The organism is Methanoculleus sp. UBA430 (assembly GCF_002506585.1).
GTDB lineage: Archaea > Halobacteriota > Methanomicrobia > Methanomicrobiales > Methanoculleaceae > Methanoculleus.
In genome coordinates this window covers 136346-154905 of the sequence record NZ_DAXW01000009.1, presented here as the reverse complement: position 1 = coordinate 154905, position 18560 = coordinate 136346, and the positions used below count along the sequence as shown (strand labels likewise).

At 60.2% G+C, this 18560-nt stretch carries 19 protein-coding genes and 2 tRNA genes; 18 read left to right on the top strand and 3 right to left on the bottom strand.

The genetic code is table 11. The annotated features are described in order from the left end of the window. Window positions 1-26 precede the first annotated feature (26 nt). The 13 genes from BRA49_RS06950 to BRA49_RS06890 all read left to right on the top strand — a co-directional run bounded on the left by BRA49_RS06950 (window position 27) and on the right by BRA49_RS06890 (window position 10130). Entirely contained in the window at window positions 27-215 is a 189-nt protein-coding gene (locus BRA49_RS06950; protein WP_292384672.1) for a hypothetical protein, read from the top strand. Then, a complete protein-coding gene (locus BRA49_RS06945) occupies window positions 205-612 on the top strand; it encodes an archease (protein ID WP_292384670.1) in 408 nt (135 codons plus the stop codon). The genes BRA49_RS06950 and BRA49_RS06945 overlap by 11 nt, the downstream gene beginning before the upstream one ends. A gap of 9 nt (window positions 613-621) precedes the next feature. Next, window positions 622-2058, top strand: coding sequence for an RtcB family protein (locus BRA49_RS06940; protein ID WP_292384668.1), 1437 nt, complete (start codon window positions 622-624; stop codon window positions 2056-2058). After that, complete coding sequence (locus tag BRA49_RS06935; RefSeq protein WP_292384666.1) at window positions 2055-2633, top strand: hypothetical protein; 579 nt, start codon at window positions 2055-2057, stop codon at window positions 2631-2633. Before BRA49_RS06940 ends, BRA49_RS06935 begins: the two co-directional genes overlap by 4 nt. Window positions 2634-2664: 31 nt before the next feature. Next, window positions 2665-3087, top strand: a complete 423-nt coding sequence (locus tag BRA49_RS06930) for a DUF2111 domain-containing protein (protein ID WP_292384665.1) — start codon at window positions 2665-2667, stop codon at window positions 3085-3087. Window positions 3088-3092: 5 nt separating this feature from the next. Beyond that, window positions 3093-4073: a biotin--[acetyl-CoA-carboxylase] ligase gene (locus BRA49_RS06925; RefSeq protein ID WP_292384663.1), complete on the top strand. Its 981-nt coding sequence runs from the start codon at window positions 3093-3095 to the stop codon at window positions 4071-4073. Between the two features lie 70 nt (window positions 4074-4143). Further along, window positions 4144-4644, top strand: coding sequence for a biotin transporter BioY (locus tag BRA49_RS06920; protein WP_292384661.1), 501 nt, complete (start codon window positions 4144-4146; stop codon window positions 4642-4644). Further along, on the top strand, window positions 4641-5312 hold the full coding sequence (locus BRA49_RS06915; RefSeq protein WP_292384659.1) for an energy-coupling factor ABC transporter ATP-binding protein: 672 nt from the start codon (window positions 4641-4643) through the stop codon (window positions 5310-5312). The genes BRA49_RS06920 and BRA49_RS06915 overlap by 4 nt, the downstream gene beginning before the upstream one ends. Continuing rightward, window positions 5309-6007, top strand: a complete 699-nt coding sequence (locus tag BRA49_RS06910) for an ATP-binding cassette domain-containing protein (RefSeq protein ID WP_292384657.1) — start codon at window positions 5309-5311, stop codon at window positions 6005-6007. The genes BRA49_RS06915 and BRA49_RS06910 overlap by 4 nt, the downstream gene beginning before the upstream one ends. Next, window positions 5989-6651, top strand: coding sequence for an energy-coupling factor transporter transmembrane component T (locus tag BRA49_RS06905; protein WP_292384655.1), 663 nt, complete (start codon window positions 5989-5991; stop codon window positions 6649-6651). The genes BRA49_RS06910 and BRA49_RS06905 overlap by 19 nt, the downstream gene beginning before the upstream one ends. Window positions 6652-6695: 44 nt before the next feature. Continuing rightward, window positions 6696-8450, top strand: a complete 1755-nt coding sequence (locus tag BRA49_RS06900; protein ID WP_292384654.1) for a pyruvate/oxaloacetate carboxyltransferase — start codon at window positions 6696-6698, stop codon at window positions 8448-8450. 21 nt (window positions 8451-8471) lie between these two features. Next, a complete protein-coding gene (locus tag BRA49_RS06895) occupies window positions 8472-9947 on the top strand; it encodes an acetyl-CoA carboxylase biotin carboxylase subunit (protein ID WP_292384652.1) in 1476 nt (491 codons plus the stop codon). Window positions 9948-10020: 73 nt separating this feature from the next. Further along, window positions 10021-10130, top strand: a tRNA-Met gene (locus BRA49_RS06890). A gap of 588 nt (window positions 10131-10718) precedes the next feature. Here the strand turns inward: BRA49_RS06890 and BRA49_RS06885 are convergent. Beyond that, a complete protein-coding gene (locus BRA49_RS06885; protein WP_292384650.1) occupies window positions 10719-10955 on the bottom strand; it encodes a hypothetical protein in 237 nt (78 codons plus the stop codon). A gap of 346 nt (window positions 10956-11301) precedes the next feature. Between BRA49_RS06885 and BRA49_RS06880 the strand changes: the two genes are divergently transcribed. After that, on the top strand, window positions 11302-11730 hold the full coding sequence (locus BRA49_RS06880) for a response regulator (RefSeq protein WP_292384649.1): 429 nt from the start codon (window positions 11302-11304) through the stop codon (window positions 11728-11730). A gap of 67 nt (window positions 11731-11797) precedes the next feature. Further along, the gene (locus BRA49_RS06875; RefSeq protein WP_292384647.1) at window positions 11798-14740 is read left to right on the top strand and encodes a HEAT repeat domain-containing protein; all 2943 of its coding nucleotides are present in this window, start codon (window positions 11798-11800) and stop codon (window positions 14738-14740) included. An 81-nt stretch (window positions 14741-14821) separates the two neighbouring features. Here BRA49_RS06875 and BRA49_RS06870 read toward each other — a convergent pair whose 3' ends face one another. After that, window positions 14822-15994, bottom strand: a complete 1173-nt coding sequence (locus BRA49_RS06870; protein ID WP_292384645.1) for a PAS domain-containing sensor histidine kinase — start codon at window positions 15992-15994, stop codon at window positions 14822-14824. Window positions 15995-16586: 592 nt separating this feature from the next. Between BRA49_RS06870 and BRA49_RS06865 the strand changes: the two genes are divergently transcribed. Continuing rightward, a tRNA-Leu gene (locus BRA49_RS06865) sits at window positions 16587-16671 on the top strand. Window positions 16672-16726: 55 nt separating this feature from the next. Continuing rightward, complete coding sequence (locus BRA49_RS06860; protein ID WP_292384643.1) at window positions 16727-16879, top strand: hypothetical protein; 153 nt, start codon at window positions 16727-16729, stop codon at window positions 16877-16879. On the opposite strand, the gene mmp10 is transcribed toward BRA49_RS06860, so the two are convergent. Then, complete coding sequence (gene mmp10 / locus BRA49_RS06855) at window positions 16860-18086, bottom strand: methyl coenzyme M reductase-arginine methyltransferase Mmp10 (protein WP_292385238.1); 1227 nt, start codon at window positions 18084-18086, stop codon at window positions 16860-16862. The two genes, BRA49_RS06860 and mmp10, sit on opposite strands and share 20 nt — an antisense overlap. 189 nt (window positions 18087-18275) lie before the next feature. On the opposite strand from mmp10, the gene BRA49_RS06850 reads away from it, so the two are divergent. Beyond that, on the top strand, window positions 18276-18527 hold the full coding sequence (locus BRA49_RS06850) for a DUF504 domain-containing protein (RefSeq protein WP_292384642.1): 252 nt from the start codon (window positions 18276-18278) through the stop codon (window positions 18525-18527). Window positions 18528-18560: the final 33 nt, after the last annotated feature.

Genomic DNA, 18560 nt, shown 5'->3' with positions numbered 1-18560 from the left:
TTCTCCGGAGGAAACGTGACTTTAGGGTGAGCACTTCCTGCAGCGGCGCGATCCTCCTGCCGACATCGGTGAAACCGCCGAAGTCGACCGACCTGCAGGTCCCGGTCGGCGACTATACCATCTACATCTCGAAGTACCAGGCCCGTCACATCAGCAGCATTCACCGGGGGATGATTCCTATCTTCTACGAGGATCTTCCTGACTATGAGTTTTGAGGAACTGGACCATACCGCCGACGTCCTCGTGCGGGTGCGGGGCGCGACGATCGCCGAACTCTTTGCCGAAGCAGGCCGGGCCATGTTCCACGTGATGTACGGCCCCTGTGAGGACCGCGGCATCGAACGGCAGGTCACTCTTGAGGCGGAGAACCCCGAAACCCTCCTTATCGATCTCCTCTCGGAACTGCTCTTCGTCACCGACGTCGAGAACATCGTTTTCTGCACCTTCGACGTCGATATCCAGGGCACCCGGCTCTCCGCCGCCCTCAAGGGCGAGCCTTTCGACCCCGTGCGGCACTCCGCGGGGTCGCTCATCAAGGGAGTATCCTACTTCGGGCTCGAAATCGTTAAAGACGAAGAGTCTTATGTGGTAGATATCATCTTCGATATCTGAGGGGTCCCTATGCTACAAGGAATTAATATGGTCGGAGACTTCGAATGGGAGGTTCCTGTTGGATATGTCCCCAATATGCGGGTACCGGGACGTTTCTTCCTCTCCCGGGCACTGGCGGAGACGCTCGAGGAAGGGGCGGTCCGCCAGCTCGCAAACGTCGCCACCCTGCCGGGGATCGTGAAATACTCGCTTGCCATGCCCGATATCCATTGGGGCTACGGGTTTCCCATCGGCGGCGTTGCCGCGTTCGATATGACCGATGGGGTCGTATCCCCCGGCGGGGTCGGGTTCGACATCAACTGCGGCGTCCGGCTGATCACGACGCCCCTGAAGGAAGCGGATCTCGCCGGCAAGAAACGGGAACTGATCGAGAGGCTCTTTAGTGCCGTGCCGACCGGTGTGGGCGGAAAGAGTGCTATGCGGGTCTCGAACAAGGAACTCGCCGCGGTCATGGTCGACGGCGCACGGTGGGCGGTTGAGCGCGGGCTCGGCACCGCCGCCGACCTCGTCCGGTGCGAGGAAGAGGGTGCGATGCCGGGTGCGGACCCCGAAGCCGTCAGCGCCAAAGCGCGGCAGCGGGGCGGGCCGCAGGTCGGGACGCTCGGCGCGGGAAACCACTTCCTGGAGGTCCAGGTGGCGAAGGAGATCGTCGACCCGGAGGCGGCAAAGGTCTTCGGAATCACCGAGGGACAGGTCTGTTTCATGGTCCACTGCGGCTCGCGGGGTCTCGGCCATCAGGTCGCCACTGACCATATACGGGTGCTCGAGGGTGCGCTCGGGAAGTACCGGATCGAGGTTCCCGACCGGCAACTTGCCTGCGCTCCGCTGGACTCCGCGGAAGGCCGTGCCTACTACGGCGGTATGGTCTGCGCTGCAAACTACGCCTGGGCGAACCGGCAGGTCATTATGCACGAGGCCCGGAAGGTCTTTTCCGGGTTCTTTGAGATCGACTACGACGAGATGCGGCTTGTCTACGATGTCGCGCACAACGTCGCCAAGTTCGAGCACCACGACGTCAACGGTGTCTCGACGGAGGTCTGTGTCCACCGCAAAGGCGCGACACGGGCTTTCGGTCCCGGGAGCCCGGGCATCCCCCGCGAGTACGCCGCGATCGGGCAGCCGGTGATCATCCCCGGGAGCATGGGGACGTCCTCCTTCCTCCTCCACGGCACGGCGACGGCGATGCAGAAGACCTGGGGGAGCACCTGCCACGGCGCGGGGAGAGTGCTCAGCCGGTCGAAGGCAAAGAAAGAGTTTCGAGGAAGGGAACTCCGGGAACACCTCGCTGAAGAGGGCATCGTGGTACGTGCTCACAGCGATCTGGCCCTCGCGGAGGAGGCGCCCGAGGTCTATAAACCAAGCCGGGAAGTGGTCCGGGTCGTGCATGAAGCCGGTCTCTCGGGGATCGTCGCCCGGCTGGAGCCGCTCGGGGTGATCAAGGGGTGACCTGCAGGACCGGGCTGCTCTGGGACCGGCCGCTCATGTTCGCGCGGCTCATCGAGGACTGCGGCGCCTGCTGCGAGGCGGTCAATCCCCATATGCTTGCCTCCCCCTTCTGGCGTGGGCGGTTCGTCTCGCTCATCGTCCCAACGGGGTTTGGAAACCCGGATTACTCAAACCTCCTCCCGGCTCTCCGGGCCGCAGAATCCCGCATCCGGCGTTTCGTCGAGAACGGCGGGCGGTTGCTGGTCTTCGGTGCGGGAGGGCCGCGGGAGGACGCCTACGACTGGCTCCCGTTCCCGGCAACCTACACGTTCTCGTACGGGCCGCGTGCCGTCCGGTTCACCACCGAGAGTGACTATACCTCCCTCTTTTCCGGGTACGACCTTGCCGCCGTCGAGTGCGACGGCTCGTTTTCGGCCCACGGCGGCGAGACGCTTGCCGTCTCGGCTACCGGCGAGGCGCTCCTGGTCGGGAAGACGATCGGCGACGGTGTCGTCCTTCTCTCCAGCATCCATGAGTATCCATCGCGCGAATTCCTGAAGGCGTTCGCGTGCGGCGAGAGGGAAACCTTATTCTAGATAAACCATGATGAAAAGTAGGGGTACGACCATGGAGCACTATATTATCTCTGCATCTTCGCGATCCCGCGACCTCACTCCCATAATGATCGCGGTCCATGATCTGATCGGCCGTCTGCCCGTCACGGCGCGGTCCCGGGACCATCCCGGGGTCAGAATCGAGGACGGACAGGTTATCGATGAGGCCTATACGGGCCCCGTCCTCGAGGAGGTCCTGGCGGAGAATGTCATGAAAAAGGTCAGACCCCCGGGAGGGCCGTACAAAGGCATCCCGGTCGCGGTGGCGCCGGTGCGTGACAGCGAGGGCCGGGCCATCGGCGCAATCGGCATCGTCGATGTGACCGGTATCTTTGATCTGGCGGGTTTCATGGAGCAGAACACGGAGATCCGGCGGCAGGTCTGCGGCGAGGATCCGTGTCCGCTCCCGACCGAGTCGCCTGCAGCGAAAAGGTAATGGACATGAAGGATACGGCAATCAACGTCTTGAAGATTCTCGAAGAGTCGCCTCGCCCGGTATCGGGCGAGCGGATCGCAGAGCAACTGGGCATCACTCGATCGGCTGTCTGGAAACAGGTACGTGAACTCCGGAGGTTAGGATACGGTATATCCTCGTCGCGGACCGAGGGCTACCGCCTCGAGACGAAGGCCGACCGGCTCCTCCCCTACGAGATCCAGAAACATCTCCGCACCCGGGTCATCGGGAGGCAGATCCGCCACTTCGATAGCACCGCTTCCACGAGCTGGATCGGGAAGAAACTTGCCGATGAGACCGACCCCGAACGCCTCCACGGCCTGGTGATCATCGCCGAAGAGCAGACCGGAGGGGTCGGACGGCTCGGGCGCGCCTGGGTCTCGCCTGCCGGCGGCATCTGGATTACCATTCTTCTGAAACCGAAGATCCCGCTCGACCACCTCTTCATGATCACCATGGCCGGGTCGGTCGCGATTGCCCGTGCCATCCGCAAGGAGTACGGCATCAGTGCGCTGATCAAGTGGCCCAACGACATCTTCATCGGGGACAAGAAGATCGCCGGTCTGCTCCTGGAGCTCACCGCCGAGGCTGATACCGTGCACTACGCCCTCCTCGGAATCGGGATCGACGCGAACATATCGCTCACCGATCTCTCGCCTCCCCTGAAGGATATCCTGACCTCGCTCCAGGCGGAGGTCGGCCACCCGGTCGACCGTGTGGCGCTCCTCGCCCGGGTCCTGTGGGAGTTCGAACTGCGCTACCAGCAGCTGGAGGAGGGGGAGTATGATTCCATCATCCGCGAGTGGAAGAGCCTCTCCCTGACGCTCGACCGCCGGGTGGCCATCAAGACCATCAATAAGACCTTTGTGGGAGAGGCCATCGATATCGACGAGCACGGCGCCCTGATCATCCGGAAGGACAACGGGAAGGTGGAGCGGGTCATCGCCGGCGACTGCTTCCAGCTCTAAGGTTATGTCAACCACTCACTTTTTTTAGGTTGACAAGTTTTTTATCGCCATCTCGCGAACCTTATTGTACATGATGCACCGCGCCCGGATCCTCGCCTTCAGCGCCACGTTCATCACGCTGATCGCCGCCGGGAGCTGGATCTCCATCCCGCTGCCCCCGGTCCCGCTCACGCTCCAGACGCTCTTCGTCCTTCTCTCCGGGATTGTCATGAAGCGCTACGCGGTGATCCCCGTCGGGCTCTACGTCCTCCTCGGGGCGGTGAACCTCCCGGTCTTTCATAACGGCACGGCGGGCCTCGGGGTCCTTCTCGGCCCCACGGGAGGGTTCCTGGTCGGCTTTATCCCCGCTGCTCTCATCGTCGGGCTTGCCTACGAGCATGAATCGCCGAAATGGCGTATAGGGGGTCTTATCGCGGCCTGCGCAATCTACCTCTTAGCCGGTGCCGTATGGCTCTCATACTCGGCCTCGCTCTCGCTTCTTCAGGCGGTCCTGCTCGGGGTCGTCCCGTTCATCGTCGGCGACGTCGTGAAGGGCGTAGCGGCATACACCATCGGGAAGCGGGTGGCGTGATCCGGATCACCGGTCTTTCGCACCGGATCCTCGACATCCCCGATCTTGCGCTGGATGCCCGGCATATCGCCGTGATCGGACCAAACGGGAGCGGCAAGACGACACTCCTCTCGGTCTGCTCCGGTATCGAGGAGCCCGACGAAGGGACGGTCCGGCTCCTCGGGAGGCCGCCGTCGGCCGTGAAGGTCGGGTGGGTGGGGGAGTTCCCCGACCGGACGCTCCTCTTCTCCCGGGCCTACGACGAGATCGCGTCGACCCCCCGGTTCCGCCACCGTCCCTGCCGGGAGACCGATGAGCGTGTTCGGGCGGCCGCCGAAAGGGTCGGGATCCCGCACCTCCTCGAGAGGACGGTCACGGCGCTCTCCGGTGGTGAGAAGGCCCTGGTCGCGCTGGCAGCCGCCTGTGTCGACGACCCCGATGTCCTCGTCCTGGACGAGGCAGATTCGCACCTGGACGCCGGGACGGCAGAGCGTCTCCGCGCGGTCGTGGAGGCAAGCACGGCGGCCCACGTGCTCTGGTGCACGCAGTCGATGGATACCGCAGCCGGGGCGGACTATCTCCTCTTCATGGAGGGCGGTGCGGTCCGGCACCACGGCACGCCCGAGGAGGTCTTTGCCCGCCTTGAGGAGACGTGCTTTTACCCGACACTCTGGAGGGTCCGTCAGTGAGGGTGGAGGTAGAGGACCTTCGCTTCTCCCGGGGTCCGTTCACCCTCCGGGGCAGCGGCACCTTTAACGCGGGGGTGCATCTGGTCAGCGGGCCGGTGGGGAGCGGGAAGTCGACGCTCGCCCTCCTGCTTGCCGGGCTGCTCCGTCCCGGGGGCGGCGCCATCCGGCGGGACGGCGTCTCCTCGGCCCTGCTCCTGTTGCAGTTCCCCGAACACCACGTCACGAGCCCGACCGTTGCCGAAGAGGTCCGGTCGTGGGGGCTTGCCCCGGACGACGTCCTCGCCCGGGCGAACCTCTCGGCGCGTGCAAACGACGATCCGTTCCACCTCTCCCGCGGCGAACTCAAACGGCTGACCCTGGCCTGCACGTTCATGCGGAACCCCGACCTGCTGATGCTCGACGAACCGTTCAGTTCCCTGGACTGCACCGCGAAACGGAAGGTCTGCCGGATGATCGAGGAGCGCGATGCGGGTATCACCATCATCTTCTCGCACGAGCGCGCGGTCCTCCCCCGGGTGGATGCCCTCTGGGAGATTGAGGCCGGGACCCTGACCCCCCTCGGCCACGTCCCCGATGCGATCCCTCGCTGGCGGCACGCCCCGCCCTACCTCCGGTACGCCCTGGACCGGGGTGCCCGTCCCGAGAATATACGACTGACCGATGCCCGGGAGGCGCTATGCAGGACCCGCGGCTGAGGCTGCTCTCTGTTGCGGTCCTCTCGCTCGCCGCGTTTGCAAGCACGACAGGAGCCGTCGCTGCTCTCGCCTGGTGGCTGATCTTCACCCCGCGCACGAAGGCCCTCCCGCGGCCGGGGGTTCTCCTCTCCCTTTTCGTGATGATCGCCGCAACCGCACTTGTCTCTGCGTGGGGCGGCGGTCCCGGGCTCTCCTACCTGGTCCGGATGACCGCAGTCCTCCTCCTTGCTGCGTGGGCGTATGCCGAGACAGAGGAAGGGGAGGCGCTTGCCGTGGCCGTCTGGGCGCTCGGGGACCGGATCGGGTTCGAGATCGGGCTGATTGCCGAGATGGGGCTCTCGGGCCTCGCGGTGATCGGGGAGGAGATCGACCAGATGCGGATTGCGATGGCGTTGAAGGGTATTCGGCCCGGTGTCCGCTCGATCGTGCCGCTCGCCGTCACGCTCGTCGTCACCCAGATCCAGAGATCCGACGATGTCGCCAGGCTGCTCGTGGTACGGGGATACACACTCGGAGGGCGGGTATGCCCCCGGTTCAGAACGGGCTGGCGAGACGTCGTCGCGGCATTTTCGGCCGTAACATTCAGTATTTTTTCGAGCCTGGCCCTTCGTGACGTTTTTATATTATTAGGGCGAATTTTTTAGAGGCTTTATTGATACTTTCTCAGCCCTTCGAGGTGCAAAATTCGATGTGTGCTGCCAAATTTGATACACTCAATATCACCGATACCACGCTTAGGGACGCGCATCAGTCGCTCATCGCCACACGGCTCAGGACTGAAGACATGCTCCCTCTTGCCCGTGCCATCGACAAAGTGGGGTTCTTTTCGGTCGAAGCCTGGGGCGGGGCAACCTTTGACAGCTGCATCAGGTTTCTCAACGACGATCCCTGGGACCGTCTCCGGGAACTGAAGGCCGAGCTCAAGCGCACCCCCATCCAGATGCTCCTGCGGGGCCAGAACCTCGTCGGTTACCGGCACTACCCCGATGACGTTGTAGAGAAGTTCGTCGCGGCCTCCGCACAAAACGGGGTCGGTATCTTCCGGGTCTTTGACGCCTTGAACGATATCCGGAACATGTCGAAGGCGATGAAGGAGGTCAAGAACGTCGGGGCGCACCTGCAGGGCGCGATATCCTACACGACGAGCCCGGTCCACTCCGTCGCGACGTTCATCGATATGGCGCAGGAACTCTACGCGCTCGGGTGCGACTCGATCTGCATCAAGGACATGGCCGGCCTGATCATGCCCCATGATGCCCGCGACCTGATCACCGGGATCAAGAAGGTGGCGGACGTTAAGGTCTGTCTCCATTCCCACTGCACGAGCGGCGTCGCGCCCCTGAGTTACCAGGCGGCGATCGACGCGGGTGTGGACATTCTCGACACGGCGATGTCGCCGTTCGCCCTCGGCACCTCCCAGCCTCCGACGGAGAGCATTGTTGCAAGCGTTGCCGGGACGCCGCGCGACACCGGCATCGACCTGCTCCCGCTCCGGAACGTGCGAAACATCTGTCGGGAGATGCGGGAGAAGTACGAGCCGCTCTTCTCCGCCATCGCGGACCGGGTCGACTCGGACGTGCTGATCTACCAGCTCCCGGGGGGTATGATCACAAACCTCGTCTCGCAGTTGAAGGAGCAGGATGCCCTCGACCGCCTGGATGAGGTCTTCCATGAGGTTCCCCGGGTGAGGAAGGACCTCGGCTACCCGCCGCTCGTGACCCCGACGAGCCAGATCGTGGGCACTCAGGCGGTCTTCAACGTCCTGATGGGCGGGGAACGCTACCGGAACGTGACGACGGAGGTCAAAGACTACGTCCGCGGCCTGTACGGCCGCTCTCCGGCCCCGATCGGTCCCGAGATCCGGAAGTTGATCATCGGCGATGAGGAGCCGGTAACGGGTCGCCCGGCTGACCTTCTCTCGCCCATCTACGATGAGATGCGTCAGCAGGCGGTGGAGCTGGGTCTCGTCACCCGCGAGGAGGACGTTCTCACCTACATCCTCTACCCGAGCATCGCGCCGTCGTTCCTCCGGGGCGAACGCCAGGCTGAGGTGATCCCCGAGAAGGCGACGGCAGCCGGATCGGTGGGGGTTGCGGAGATCCCCCGCTCCATGGAGGTGGAGGTGGACGGCGAGATCTTCTCGGTCCGGATCGTCACTGTGGATGGGGGCTCGGTCGCGGGCCCGGTCCCCGCTCCGTCGGCAAAAGAAAGAATCCCCCGCGGAGAGGTCGCCGGCGGTGTCAAGAGCAACATGCAGGGCATGGTCCTGAAGGTGATGACCGAACGCGGGAGCACCGTCCAGAAGGGGGATACGCTGATTGTCCTTGAGGCGATGAAGATGGAGAACCCCATCCGGAGTCCGCGCGACGGCACGGTGGGGGAGATCTTCGTGGACGCCGGAGATGTCGTGCAGAACGGCGACGTGTTGATGGTCATCGATTGAGAGCCGCATATGGGAAGCGCGATGAAGTACTTTGACAAGATCCTGATCGCTAACCGCGGCGAGATCGCCATCCGGGTTATGCGTGCCTGCCGGGAGCTGGGTATCGACACGGTCGCAATCTACTCCGATCCCGATAAGAATGCGCTTCACGTCAAGTACGCCGACGAGGCGTTCAACGTGGGCGAAGCGCACCCGTCCAAGAGTTACCTCAACAAGGAGCGGATCTGCGATGTGGCAAAGAAGACCGGGGCCGAGGCGATCCATCCGGGGTACGGGTTCCTCGCGGAGAACGCCGGGTTTGCAAAACTGGTTGAGGATGAAGGGCTGACGTTCATCGGGCCGTCGTGGAAGACGATCGAGGTGCTGGGCTCGAAGATCGGGGCAAAGAGGATGATGCGTGAGGCCGGGGTTCCGGTCCTCCCCGGCACGCCGGAAGGCGTCACGAGCGTCGATGCGGCCAAGGAAGTCGCCGCCGAGATCGGCTACCCGGTGATCGTGAAGGCGAGCGCCGGTGGTGGCGGTATCGGGATGCACATCGCCTGGAACGAGCAAGAACTCGAGGAGGCGCTCGAGAAAGGAAGACGGATTGCAGGGTCTGCGTTCGGGGACCCGACGATCTTCGTCGAGAAATACCTCACGAAGCCGCGTCATATCGAGATCCAGGTCCTTGCCGATGCGAAGGGGCACACGGTTCACCTCTACGACCGGGAATGCTCCATCCAGCGCCGGCACCAGAAGTTGCTCGAGGAGGCCCCCTGCCCGATCATGACGCCCGATCTCCGGGAGCGGATGACGGCGTCGGCCATCACCGCCGCAAAAGCGGCGAACTATAAAAACACCGGCACGGTGGAGTTCCTCTACGCGAACGGCAACTACTACTTCATGGAGGTGAACACCCGGCTGCAGGTGGAGCACACGATCACCGAGGCCATCACGGGGATCGATATTGTGAAGCAGCAGATCGCCGTCGCCGCCGGCGAGGACCTCTCGATGGATCAGGAGGATATCAGCATCCGGGGGCACGCGATCGAGTGCCGGATCAACGCGGAGGACCCGTTGAACGATTTCGCCGCCGATCCGGGCAAGATCGTCCGCTACCGCTCCCCGGGAGGACCGGGAATACGGCTCGACTCCGGCATCCACATGGGCTACACGATCCCTCCGCACTACGACTCGATGATCGCCAAACTCTGCGCCTGGGGAGGCAACCGCGAGGAAGCGATCCAGCGGATGCGCCGGGCCATCTCCGAGTACGTGGTCCTGGGCGTGAAGACGACGCTCCCGCTCCACTACGCGATCATGCATGACGCCCACTTCATCGCCGGCGATACGCATACGCACTTCCTGCAGGAGGAGCATATCATAAAGGACCTGCGCCGCTACCTCCGCGAGGAGGAGGCGCGTATGCAGACGCTGGCCGCCTCGCTCCGGCAGGGGAAGGAAGTGGCGGCGATAACTGCAGCGGTCGAAGTGTACCTGCGCAAAAACATGAAGTAACCCTCCGTCTCATTTTTGCGGTGAGGCATAAGGTTTATTTGTCAATACACCATTGTTATACTGCACTTTGTGTGCTGCGGTGGCCTAGTCGGTTAGGGCGCCAGACTCATAGGGTTTTCAAGAGAACGGTGCGTCCAAGCCTGGGACATCTGGAAATCGTGGGTTCGGATCCCACCCGCAGCATCTGTTATTCAGGTTCAGATCTGTCAGCAAACGCTTTTATACCTCAATTCCGACCTCCCTTGCATGGAGATGAAGCGGAAGGGTGAACTCTGATGCTCATCCCCTGCCTGATGAGGGGCAATCTTCATCATCTCCCCACCATCAGGTACGATCGGGAGGCGAACAGATCCCGATAACGGTTTTTGTCCAGACGAATTCGGGAATGGCCTCTGTCCTGCATAACAAGCAGCAGAATCTATTATCTGGCAATCCATGAGAGACTATGAAAAATAAAGTTTAATAATGTTATTGCCCGTCCCTCTCCTCGTTATCCCTCTATCGCGACAAATGAGTAACGAGAGGGTGACGAAGCGGGCGAAATCACCTCATTCTGCGAGGCATGATCCTGCTTGATGGCCGTATAACAGCCTTTGCAAAGCGAGGCAATAGAATGACGCACCACAGGTAGTTTTCAGCAGCGTAAAAATCAGGCCCCATGAATGAACATCGATACATCCACCCGAACGACTCCAGCTTAGTTCCGGGTATTCTGGTCCTGGGGAGTAGCTCCATTGCCGTTGCTATCAGCCTTTACTCGCTCAACTCGGGTTAATTTTCTTCATATTTGTAGCAGCCGTCATCTCCACTCTCTCGGCCGACCAGGAGCGCATAAAAGAGGCACTTGCCGCATCCGAACGAAACCTGAACAACATCATCAACTTTCTCCCGGATGCAACGTTTGTAAGGAATCTGGACAGCCGGATAATCGTATTTCTCTCCATCAGCAATCTTTCCCTCCGGGAGATAGGCATTCCGGGAAAAAGGCGCCCGCTTTGAGATCCTCATCGGGGAAGGCTCATACCGATCTGCGGAGGAGAGTCTATCACCATCGGAGTGATGCACGGCACAAGCTCGTGTACATACCTTGGTTCTTCCGGATCGTGTTCTGGATCGTTGTTGAGAACAGCTCGCCGCACCCCGTTTGCGGGCACAGAGACAGTTCCGGAATTTTTGTCGGGACGGCCCTGTCATGGCTCTGTGGAGCGTACACCCGATCTCTGAACCCCGGGCGCTCTGTTCCAGTATGTCGTGATTGCTATATCGTGGAAAGGAAGCATCTTGCGCCTTGAAATAATAAACTCGTTTTTGAGTCAATAAGAAACATATAAATATTTCTCTTCAAGATAAATTAATGCCGAAATTTGATTCTCTTCCAGGATTGCAGGCACTCGGGAACGTATCAGAGGACACTGATATGACTGGACAGATACTGGTCATCGATGACGACGAAAAAATCCTTCGGATCTTCAATTTGCTGATAAAGTCGTTTGGCTACTCCCCTGTTTTAGTGAACGATCCCGTGAAAGGCCTTGAAATGTTGCGGGAGAATCCTCCATCACTGATCCTCCTCGACCTCATGATGTCCCCGATGAATGGGTTGCAGTTTCTGGACGAACGGAGAAAAATTCCCGGTGCGTTAAAGGTTCCGGTCGTGATCCTCTCGGCGTGGAGGTTGAACGATGAAGAACTTGCTCCCTACGCGGACAGCATCGCCGAGGTCGTGGTCAAACCTGTCGAGCCGGCACGGTTAAAAGAGGTCATCGCCCGGCACACCGGATGAGGGAACCGTATTGTCGGGATAACGTCACAGCGATAGATGAATAGTAGTCTCTCCCGGGAGATGCATCATGAAACCGCTTCGGTTGGATATCGCCGATATCAGTCGTCTCATCTCGAAGGGAGATGTCAGAGGCCTCATTAGTGCTCTCAGGAGCGATGAAAAAGATCTTCGGTGGATGGCGGTGGGGGGCCTTGGAGAACTGCGTGATGTCGCGGCAGTCGATCCCCTCATCTGTGCGTTGTCCGATCCCGATTCGGATGTCAGGTGGAAGGTTGCGGAGGCACTGGGCTCAATTGGGGATTCTCGTGCAACGGAAGCTCTCATCCCCCTCCTTAAAGACCCCGACGAGACAACGCGGCTTCAGGCGATCTGGGCACTGGGGAAGATCTGCGATCCGCGTGCGACGACAGATGTAGTCCATTGTATGTCGGATGCCGACCACGACATTAAGGTCGCGGCGATCTGGGCGCTGGGAAAGATCAGGGATCAGCGTGCAGATGTAGCGTTGCGGGAGAAGTTGCTTGACCGGCACTCGGGCATCAGAGCCCAGGCAGCCGAATCCCTGGAAGCATGCGGGTGGAGACCGTATGATAGAAGGGAGAAAGGAATTTTAGCGTTTGCCCGACGGGACTGGAAAGAACTCTCACGGCATAGCAGACCGGTGATCGATGTCCTGATCTGGGCGTTGAACGACGAGTATTTTGATGTCAGGATGCATGCCGCGCAAATCCTTGGCAACGCCAGAAGCCGGTATGCAGTTCAGTATCTCCACCGGGCCATTGACGATCCGGTAGAAGCCGTCAGCTACGAGGCTGTTGCCGCTCTGGCTGAGATAGCAGACCCCCGATCGATACAGGCTCTTGTTCACGGGCTCGAAAGCAATTTTCTGAGTACCCGTAAACTCGCTGCAGGGGCACTCGACCGTTTAAACTGGAAGCCGAAGACTCTGTACCATCGAATCCTGTTCCTGAGCGCAAAAGACGATTGGATCGGCCTTATAAAACTCAGACAATATGGGATAGTCCCCCTCACCCGAGAACTGCAGGAACGACAGGTTGTCGAGAGGGAAAATATAACAAAAGCCCTCAAAATTGTCGGTAACCTTGCGACCGAACCTCTCATCCGGTTACTGGAAAGCCCGGATCCGGATATCAGGTGGAGGGCAGCTTCGTTACTCGGCGATGGCCACGACAGGCGGGCAGTCGAGCCGCTCATCGCGGCGCTCGAGGATCTGGACGGACGCATCTCAAACTCCGCTGCAATTGCCCTCGGAGAGATCGGGGACCAGATTGCTGTAGATCCCCTTATCCAGGCATTCAAGACCGGAGACGCCGACCTTCGCAAGTGCTCGATAGTTGCCCTGGGGAAAATTCGATCCGGGCGTTCCTTTGCAATCATCATCGCCGCATCGGGTGATGAGAATTCCGGGGTTCGCATCAGTGCGATACAGGCTATGGGCAGTATCGGGGACGCCCGGCTACTTCCTGCGCTGCTCTCGTTCTGCCTGGAGCCCGACCCTACCATCCGGATAGAGGCGATACGGGCGCTCAGTTCATACCCCCGAAGGGAGACGACGGATCTCTTTATCCAGGCACTGGGCGATCCGGACGCCGGAATACGCAGAGAGGCTTGTGATGTGCTTGGCAAGCGCAAAGTCGCTGCAGCAATTCAACCGCTTACTGCGCTGCTTGAGGATTCGGATGCGGAAGTGCGGCAGTCGACGGTACGAGCACTCAATGCAATCGGCTGGAAACCTGCGAATGCCAGAGAGCAACTGGGATACCTTGTCGCAAAAGAGGATTGGAAGGAGATACGGCGTCTTGGTCTTATCAAATCTCCGTTCTCAAACCCAAAGATCGTGAAACCGTTGCTGGTACCGGAGGATATGCCCGGCAGGACACCGGACATCGCCGGGCCGGAAAAAACTGCTTCCGATGTGAACGCAGCTGCCTCTGATGTAAACGCAGAAGAAACCGAATCCGAAGCCAGGAAGGGTTCTCAGACCACAGACGACAGCATACCGGAACTGCATTTCTTCATCAAGGCGCTGGCCGATCCTCACGGCGATCCCGCGGTACGGCTCAGGGCTGCCGAAGCATTGGGCAAATTCGGAGATCTCAGGGGAGTTCAGCCTCTGATGAGTGCATTGACCGATCCCGACGCGGAGCTCCGGTGGCGTGCAGCGCTGTCTCTCGGCATGCTGGGCGATCAACGCGCATTCAGCGCTCTGGTCGTTGCGCTCGACGATCCCGTCTTTGAGGTGAAACGGCGCGCTGCCGAATCGATTGCGGTTTTGAGATCGAGTGGTGCGGTCCGCCCGCTTTGTGAGCTGATGAAGAGTCCGGACCCCGCAACCCGTTCTCTTGCTATCGAGACCCTCGGTGAATACCAGGACGATGAAGCGGTTCGCACGCTGTTTGTTGCACTGGAAGATATGCACACGGATGTCAAATCGGCTGCACTCTCATCGTTACTGAAGTTAGCCGATTACTGGACCTCACGGGTGACTGTTTTCCTGAAAGATGAGGATCCGGCCATTCGACGCAATGTTGTCAGCACCTTAAAGACCCTTCTTGGGGAGGAAGAGGCCGTGTCGCATCTGGTCCCTCTCCTTCGTTCCGGCAGTTTTTCCAGCCGCCGGGAAGTGCTCTCGGCACTTGAAATGAGTGGGTGGCAGCCGGCTCTCCCCGAAGAACGTGTAACGGTCCTGATAGCGGAGAGGAGATGGGATGAAGTCGCCGCGCTTGGAAAGCAGGCTATAGGACCGCTTATCGATGCACTCTTCGATACGGACGGAGAGGTCAAGAGTGGGGCGGTTGCAGCCCTCGAAGATATGGGAGATGGCGAGACGGTCCAATCGATCAAAGCGGTGCTCAGAAAAAGGAGTGATCTTCCTGTCAAAGGCGTCTACGCTGCGATGAAGGTCATCAGCCTTATCAGTGAGAAGGAGCGGAGAGCCGCTGAGACAGAGGGAAGGGAAGACGATTCACCTTGCTCCACCACAATGTAGCATCCCGTCGGTGAATAAGAGCATCCCCGGTTATTCGGAATGAGAGGTTGCGCCACCTGTTGCGGCGTATCTTCTCCGGGTTCACAGGTGCTGTTTGGGGAGCCGGATGGTGAACGTACTCCCCTGGTGCAGGGTACTGTCGACTGAGATAGTCCCTCCCAGCTTCTCAATATCCTTCTTTGCTATGGCAAGCCCGAGTCCGAGGCGTCCGTACGCCCTGGAGAGGTTGTCTCTGTCACCGATATAGAACGGCTGGAATATGCGGCACCGGGTTGTCTCGTCTATACCGGGACCGTTATCGGATATGGATACGAGATGGGCTTCGGGCTCTTCGCTGTACTCGAAGACGACGTGACAGGGAGGGCTCGAATGCTTCACGGCATTGCTGTAGATCTCACACAATGCTTCATAGAGATAGATTCTGTCCGTCTCGATCGTCTGGCCGGGGGGGATATCAACAGTACACGTCACCCAATCTTCGGTATTGCACACCTCGATGGTGTCGGCAACAAGTTGTTCAAGCGATATAGTCTCCCATTTCGGCTGGATAATACCCCGTTCTGCATCGGCGAGGCTCACGACGAGGATCCTGTTTATGATGCCGCTCATCCTGTTTGCGCAGTCTTGCATGACATCTAAATACTGTATGGCCTCCTCGGTGAGCCCGAAATGGCGGGGATTGTCGAGCATAAGGTAAAGGTATCCCAGAATAGGTTGCAGGGGCGTTCGCAGTTCATGCGATGCGATAGAGAAAAAATTTGTTCGTTGCTCGTCCTCGTTCTCCCGGGCTACTACAGCCGATTTCTGCTCGGTCATATCGGCTGTTGCACCGAGCACGTGCAAAACCCGGTCGTCTGCATCTCTGACGGAAAAAGCACGTGCCTGCATCCACCTGATCGTGGTGTCCGGAAGGACGATTCTGTATTCCAGCGAATCATACTCGCCGGCAGGACAACCGTCAAACAGTAATTTAAAAGACTCCCTTTCATCGGGGTGGACGGACTGGATAAGCGCTTGCGGATCTGCAAGAAGCGCCTGCGCATCGACACCCAGGGCGTTCCCGACTGCGGGATCGACATAAACCCAGGTTCCGCCCCCCGGGTCCCTCACCCAGATGATCTTGCTATGGGTTTCGGCCGGACAGCAGGCTCCCCCGTCATCGTTTCCTGAAGGATCACTCAATTGATCTTGGTCGGTGGTGAGATCCAGGGTACCTGTAGCGTTGGGTCTCATTTTTGGATCGTTGTACATCATGCATCCCGGGAGTGTCTGCGAGACTTCCTTTCGGCCTCAGTTCCTTTGAGGTGGTAGCATACTCCTGGAACGCGCCTGAACATGGATGATTCCAATTCAACTTCTACCGGGGCGATAGCGCTTTATGTTCGGAGATCGAGTCGATGCGGTGTATGTTACGGAGGAGGTTCTATAGAATGAAGTGAGTGAGGGAATATATTAAATAGATCCATTCGTTTCCTGATATATAACAGCATGCTCAAAAGCGGCCATTTATGAGTATTTGCGATTATACCCCCTGATTAGGGGAAAATTATGTTCCCTCTTCTGCGCCTGAGGCAGTTTGATCCGCTGATTGACCGTATCGTATGACGAACGTTGAACCGGGCATCATCTCGCACCGGGGGTTTGGGGCACGCACACCCCGGCAGCCTCCGGCATACTCTCTTTGCTGTCTCCTGGTCGGAGGAACCCGCCCCCTCCCTCATCGTAGCCTCACGCAAAGGTATTTCAGGTATGACGACAGATTAAATAAGGTAAACGGTGCGCGAAAGCGCAACCGATGCACGTTCCATCTCTGTTCACGCACAGAGTATGTTCTTCCCGTATCCGGGCGAGGGTTGCCAAGCCAGGTCAAAGGCGCCAGGTTGAGGGCCTGGTCTCGTAGGAGTTCGAGCGTTCGAATCGCTCCCCTCGCATTCGTTTTACAAATTCGTTGAAGAGCCGATGGCATCTCCCCGGCAGGGGAACTCAATGCAACGACGGGGGGAACCCACGACCGATCGCGGGGGCATTGAGACGCTCCAGGTGCTGGTTCTGGGGTTCGCGGTTAGAGCCGGCACGGTGGAGAGGCGCTCCCGGTGCGTCTGCGCCGGGGGAGAGGCCGTCACCGGCCGTATCGGTTGATCGTGTTGATCAGGGCAGAGAACCCTTCGATCTCCTTATCGAGCACTTCCGTCCGGGTCATGCCCATGCTCATCTCCGCATCGGCCGTCAGCATATCGGGGCCGCGCACCACCTCGCGGTCGACGCCGTCGGCGGAGAGGATCGTCCGGGCTTCGGCATCGTGGACGAACGCCCGGCCGGGGATGAGCACGACATCCTCAAGTCTCTTGAGGTTTACTTCGGCGAGGTCGTCGGCGGTGATGAGGTCGGCGATCTCTTTTCTGACCCTGACGACCCGCGAAGTCGAACCGCGGATTGAGAGGATACGCTGGATGAAGGGGGCCGCGATACTCCCGGTGATCACGGTCGCGCGCTTCTGGACCCGGGGGAGTTTCTTCAAGAGATCGGGCTCGTGGAGGATCGCAAACGGCGACCCGATCGAGGGGTCGCCGAGCGGGGTTCCGCTGATCTTCATCGAAAACTTCTCGTTTAAGTCGGTGACGATGTCGTGGAACTCGTCGACGGTATGGACCTGCTGCCCCTCGATGAGCGGCGCGTTCTCCAGGATGAGCCCCTGGTCGGTCCGGTTTGCAAACCGCATCAGGATCAGCCCTTTTGCGCCCCGCTCCTCCAGCCACGCGCAGGTCTCTTCGAGGGCCTCGCCGTCGTTGACGCCGGGAATGACAACTGCTGCAGCGTAGACGTCGATCGCGCCGCAGAGCCGGTCGAGGATCGCAAGGGAGGCCTCCGGCGTCGGGTCGTGCATCCACTGCCGCCGGAGGTCCGGGTCGGCGGCGAAGACGGTGTAGGATACCTCGGAAAGACCGTTATCGATGAGGAAATCGGCTATATCCGGGTCGTCGAACCCCTTCCCGCTGGTATAGCCGATATGGAGCGGCGCCTCCATGCTGCCGAGCAGCTCGACGAGGTCGCGGAACTCGGGGTAGCAACTCGGGTCTCCGCCGCCGCTGATGGTGATCCGGTCGATATCGTCGCTCATCACCTGGAGGTTTGCCAGCGTCTCGTCGGCGACGGTCCGGAGGCTCTTGAATCCTTCGTACCCCTCCCGCACGCCCCGGGTGCAGTAGTCACAGCCCTTCTGGAAGGGCAGGCAGTATCTGCAGCCGAACGACGTCGTCCCCTTGACGTGTTTGAAGTAGCAGTACGAACAGAATCCCCGGCAGTCGAGGCCGGGCCGGCCCCCGAGATCGACGGTGAGATGCGACATCCTGATGATACTTCTGTGCTCCTTTGTTATGAACGTTGCAGACTCGCCCCCCGGCTCCACCTCGCGGTGCCGGTTCGCCAGCCGCTCGGACGTCGCCGTTGTGGCTGTTCCGGCGAGGGAGAGCTGCCGGCGAACCGGCGGCGGCACCATTATCGTCCGGCAGGGTGAGAGTGCCGTGGAGGAGAGGGTATGCGGACGAGCTACCGGCTGCTGCTCCGGTTCTATCACGACCCCGGCTACGACTTCTCCCGGATCGAGGTCGAGTACGTCGACCGCGGGGCGCCCGGCGACCGATCGAGGGTGCAGGGCGACCGGGTCCTCGCGCTCGATGCGCAGTACCTGGAGGTGGACGCCGGGACGCATGTGGCCTGTATTCCGTATCATAGGGTCAGGCGGGTTCTGTATGACGGGGAGGTTGTTTGGGAGCGCGACTGGCCGTAGGGCAGGAGCCTGAGCACCGTCAGGTGGGAGTCG